Origin of the sequence: Saccharospirillum impatiens DSM 12546, from assembly GCF_000423605.1 — a bacterium.
In the GTDB taxonomy this organism is placed as follows: Bacteria; Pseudomonadota; Gammaproteobacteria; order Pseudomonadales; family Natronospirillaceae; genus Saccharospirillum; species Saccharospirillum impatiens.
The window spans coordinates 1-3676 of the sequence record NZ_AUIH01000111.1 but is presented as its reverse complement, the minus strand read 5'-3'; the positions used below and the strand labels follow the sequence as shown (position 1 = coordinate 3676).

Below are 3676 nucleotides of genomic sequence, written 5' to 3'. Positions count from 1 at the left end.
AATGCTCTTCGATTTCCACAGAAAGACTCCCCGTAAATTCGGTATGATCAAGTCCTGATTATACTGGATTTCCACAGGAAACTACGAAGAGCCAATTCTTTTAAGGCCTACATAAGAAAACTGAATTCCAGCAGATTTATCTTTTTTCTCAGGCAACGGCTCGGTTTCGTCAAAAGCGCTAAACGTAACAGAGACAACATTAGAAAAAAGCTCTCCTTCTAACTTATCTAAAGACGTAAATTCTCCAACTTTTGTTGAAGTGGAGTTCTCATCTATCAAAGAACTAATCATATTATTCATCAAATGGGTTTTACCCACGCCATTTCGACCAATTAGCACGTGGATATTTGTGGGCGGATTACTCTCTGGAATTACATTAAAACCTAAATCGATTCGCTCAGAGGGGGTACCCTTCATTATTGGAGAAGTGTACGAAAATGAATATTTTGAAAGTCTTGCACCACCTTTCGCAAGTCGGCGATACTGCCCTTTGATTGAGGTATGACTGACTGACCGGAGAAGTGATGTGCTAGTGACTCGCTCCTTTATTGCTTTATTATATATATTCTCATTTAATGCAATGTCGTTGAGCGCAGATAAGATTTCATCTCGAACTTGTTCCCCAAGCTGATTCAATTCTTCATAAAAGCTATCATCTTGACCGACCGAGAAAAACCTCTCGTCTAAAGTTTCAAAACTATCAGGGATTTTCGGTCTTCTTTGGTCTTTTTCCATATCGAGTTGACCAATCTTAGTAGAGCCGATTGCATTTCTCGTCTTTTCTGAGTCCACATAGACCAAGGTATACATTGTTGAAAACTCAAACCAATCATCCCAGTTGTCGGTGATCAGATATGCGTGCCCTGCATGCTCTAAAGGGCAAGCACTTCCGGCTGTAAGCACCTTAAACTTCATATTTAGTCCATTCAATTATGTGCATTAAGGCCTACCCGACGAGGCTAACGCTGAGCTAAGCGGCGCCACGACAGTGGTGTCCGGTGGACGGCCGACAGGCCGAGAACAAACTTAAGCGGCTTGTTAAGCATAAAGCTCCACCACGATACCGCCCATCCGTGCCTCGTCCGCATAGCACTTGTTGCCTTCGATGAAACAGATGTGGCCCTCACGCTCCCCATTAGTATCTGCGTAGACAGCTTTGAAACCACCATGCATACCAGTATTGAAAAACTTCAGAGCACGGCTACTTTCGTCAGTTGCCTTGGCAACGCAGGAGTCGCAAACGTAATTTGGATATCGGGAAAAATACGTGAGTTCAGTAGAGCAAATTGGGCAAGTGTATTCAGGCTCTCTCAATTGATCCTCCTTGATGCTTAACGCCCGGCTCTGCGGCAGGCAAAAGTGGAGGCCGTTTTTTGGCCGGAGCTTTTGCCTGTCCGACAGCAGCCGTTTGTTAACAGTTTATTGCCACTCAATTTTGAGGTCTTTATGTGACTGTGCGCAGTCGCGCAGATAGAGATTAATGAGGCTCTGATACGGAAGGTCTTTTTCCTCAGCCAGATTCTTGAAATATGCGACGGTATCTTCATCCAGCCGGATCGTAACCTGCTTCTTAAGCTTCTTGGCGTATGGGTTCTTAACGGACTCTGAAAAATCGTAATGATCACGCATGTCTGTACCCTTCATAAGTCTTTCGTTCTCGCTTGTCCGCCTTTCGCGCAGATATGATTCGAATGGTCTCACCCTCTCTAACGCAGTGGCACACCACCAGCAAACGAGAATGGATGCTCGTACCGAGGAGTATGAACCGATCCTCCTCATCAGAATGGTCTGGATCCGCTATAAGTCGGCCGAACTCGTCTGTAAAGGCGGTTTTGGCCTCTTGGAACGAGACGTTATGCTTCTTGCGATTAGCGGCATCCTTGTGAGGATCCCAGTCAAAGGTAAGATGGCTCATGCATTACATTGTAGTTATAGTGTACGTACTGTCAAGGGGTTCCGAGTCAGGCACTGTTAACGCCAGCAATAAACGGCACCATGACAAGGGCGTCCGGTGGAGGCCGAAGGCCGGAACGAATTTCATTGCCTTGTTAGGGCTTCGTACTTAGTGTCTCGTAGCAACTTCTGAGAGATCCCACAACGTGCCTGCCCAACCCCATATAGCTCCGTTGTCTCCACATACGGGACAACGCCACACAATTGCATCATCTTCCGGATCGATATAGCTCTCAATCTCACCGGCACACGGTTTTCTACCGGGTCTCCTGCGGCATCGCACATTTGGGAAACGTCCTTCTCCGTCAATGTCGCCGCTGGTCTCTTGTACGATCGCCGCAAAGTGCCATGCCAAACGTCGACCAGGACCCGATTCTATCCCGATATATCCATCCTGGTTCAGGTAATGCTGAAGATTAACAATCCAAGTATTAGCCATACGCTTGTAATACCACTTTGAATAGACAGCCCTAACGTCTTTAATAAGCCGCTAATTTGCAGCAGCAGCGGAAACCGCCAATCTAACGCCAATCTGCGCAAATCTGGACATCCATAGTAGCACTTGACCCTGGAACAACCGTCCAGTACTTTATACAGCATTATCAAAGCGGGCCGTCAGGGTTAGACACTATGCCACGTTCAAGGAAAAGCCAAATCGCCCTGGAGGCAACCCCCTACTACCACTGCACCTCCCGGTGCGTGCGCCGCGCCTTCCTATGCGGCCGTGATGAGCACTCCGGCAACGACTACGAACACCGCCGTGGCTGGATTGAGCAACGCATGATGGCGTTGACTAAAGTGTATGCGCTCGATATCTGCGCCTATGCCGTTATGTCCAATCATTACCACATTGTGCTTCACGTCAACGCCGAGAAAGCCAAAGCCTGGTCGGATACGGAAATCATTCAACGCTGGCACAGCCTATATGCCGGCAATTTCCTGAGCCATGAATATCTGGCTGGGAAAGACCTGTATGAAGAGCAACTCCATGTCCTTTCAGAGTTGGTAACAGAATGGCGTGACCGTCTAATGTCGATCAGTTGGTTTATGCGAGCCTTGAACGAAGATATTGCACGACAAGCCAATGCTGAAGATAGCTGCACAGGGCGCTTCTGGGAGGGCAGGTTCAAATCCCAGGCATTGCTGGACGAAAAAGCTCTGGTAACTTGCCTGGCCTATGTAGATTTAAACCCTATTCGTGCACAAATGGCTGACTCTCCTGAAACTTCCGATTTTACGTCAGTTAAAGAGCGCATTAGCACGGCTCAAAGCGAACCTGAAAGCCACGAACCAAAACAGCCGAAACCCATGTTTCCTTTCGTTGGGTACCCCCGCCAAGACATGCCTGCAGGCCTTCCCTTTCGGCTACAGGATTACCTGGAACTGGTTGACTGGACAGGCAGACAGATTCGTACAGACAAGCGCGGAAGCATCGACCAGAAAGTTCCACCGATTCTAGAACGCCTCAACATTAATACCGAACACTGGATTTACAACACTCGACATTTCGAGAGCCAGTTCAAAGGTATAGTGGGCACGGTCCTTTCGATTAAAGCCCAGTGCCAGCGGTTTGGATATCAGCGAACACCAGGGCTCACCACCGCTCAGCACTTAACCTAACCTAACCTAACGTAAGCGTCCAACCGCACCACCTGTTGTTTAAATCTATCAGCCCGCAGGCTGTGGTTTTCTTCAACAGGATCCATCAATGCAAACTCCGGAC

4 protein-coding genes are annotated in these 3676 nt (G+C 48.0%); 1 reads left to right on the top strand and 3 read right to left on the bottom strand.

Features of this window, described 5'->3' with window-relative positions; all coding sequences use genetic code 11:
- Positions 1-81: 81 nt before the first annotated feature.
- The 3 genes from G565_RS25285 to G565_RS26630 form a co-directional block, all read right to left on the bottom strand.
- Positions 82-915, bottom strand: a complete 834-nt coding sequence (locus G565_RS25285; RefSeq protein WP_211227242.1) for a hypothetical protein — start codon at positions 913-915, stop codon at positions 82-84.
- Positions 916-1419: 504 nt separating this feature from the next.
- Positions 1420-1644, bottom strand: a complete 225-nt coding sequence (locus tag G565_RS0120500; RefSeq protein WP_084649498.1) for a BrnA antitoxin family protein — start codon at positions 1642-1644, stop codon at positions 1420-1422.
- Positions 1622-1915, bottom strand: a complete 294-nt coding sequence (locus G565_RS26630; protein WP_028672475.1) for a BrnT family toxin — start codon at positions 1913-1915, stop codon at positions 1622-1624. Before G565_RS26630 ends, G565_RS0120500 begins: the two co-directional genes overlap by 23 nt.
- 668 nt (positions 1916-2583) lie before the next feature.
- Between G565_RS26630 and G565_RS0120490 the strand changes: the two genes are divergently transcribed.
- A complete protein-coding gene (locus G565_RS0120490; protein ID WP_028672474.1) occupies positions 2584-3573 on the top strand; it encodes a transposase in 990 nt (329 codons plus the stop codon).
- Positions 3574-3676 lie beyond the last annotated feature (103 nt).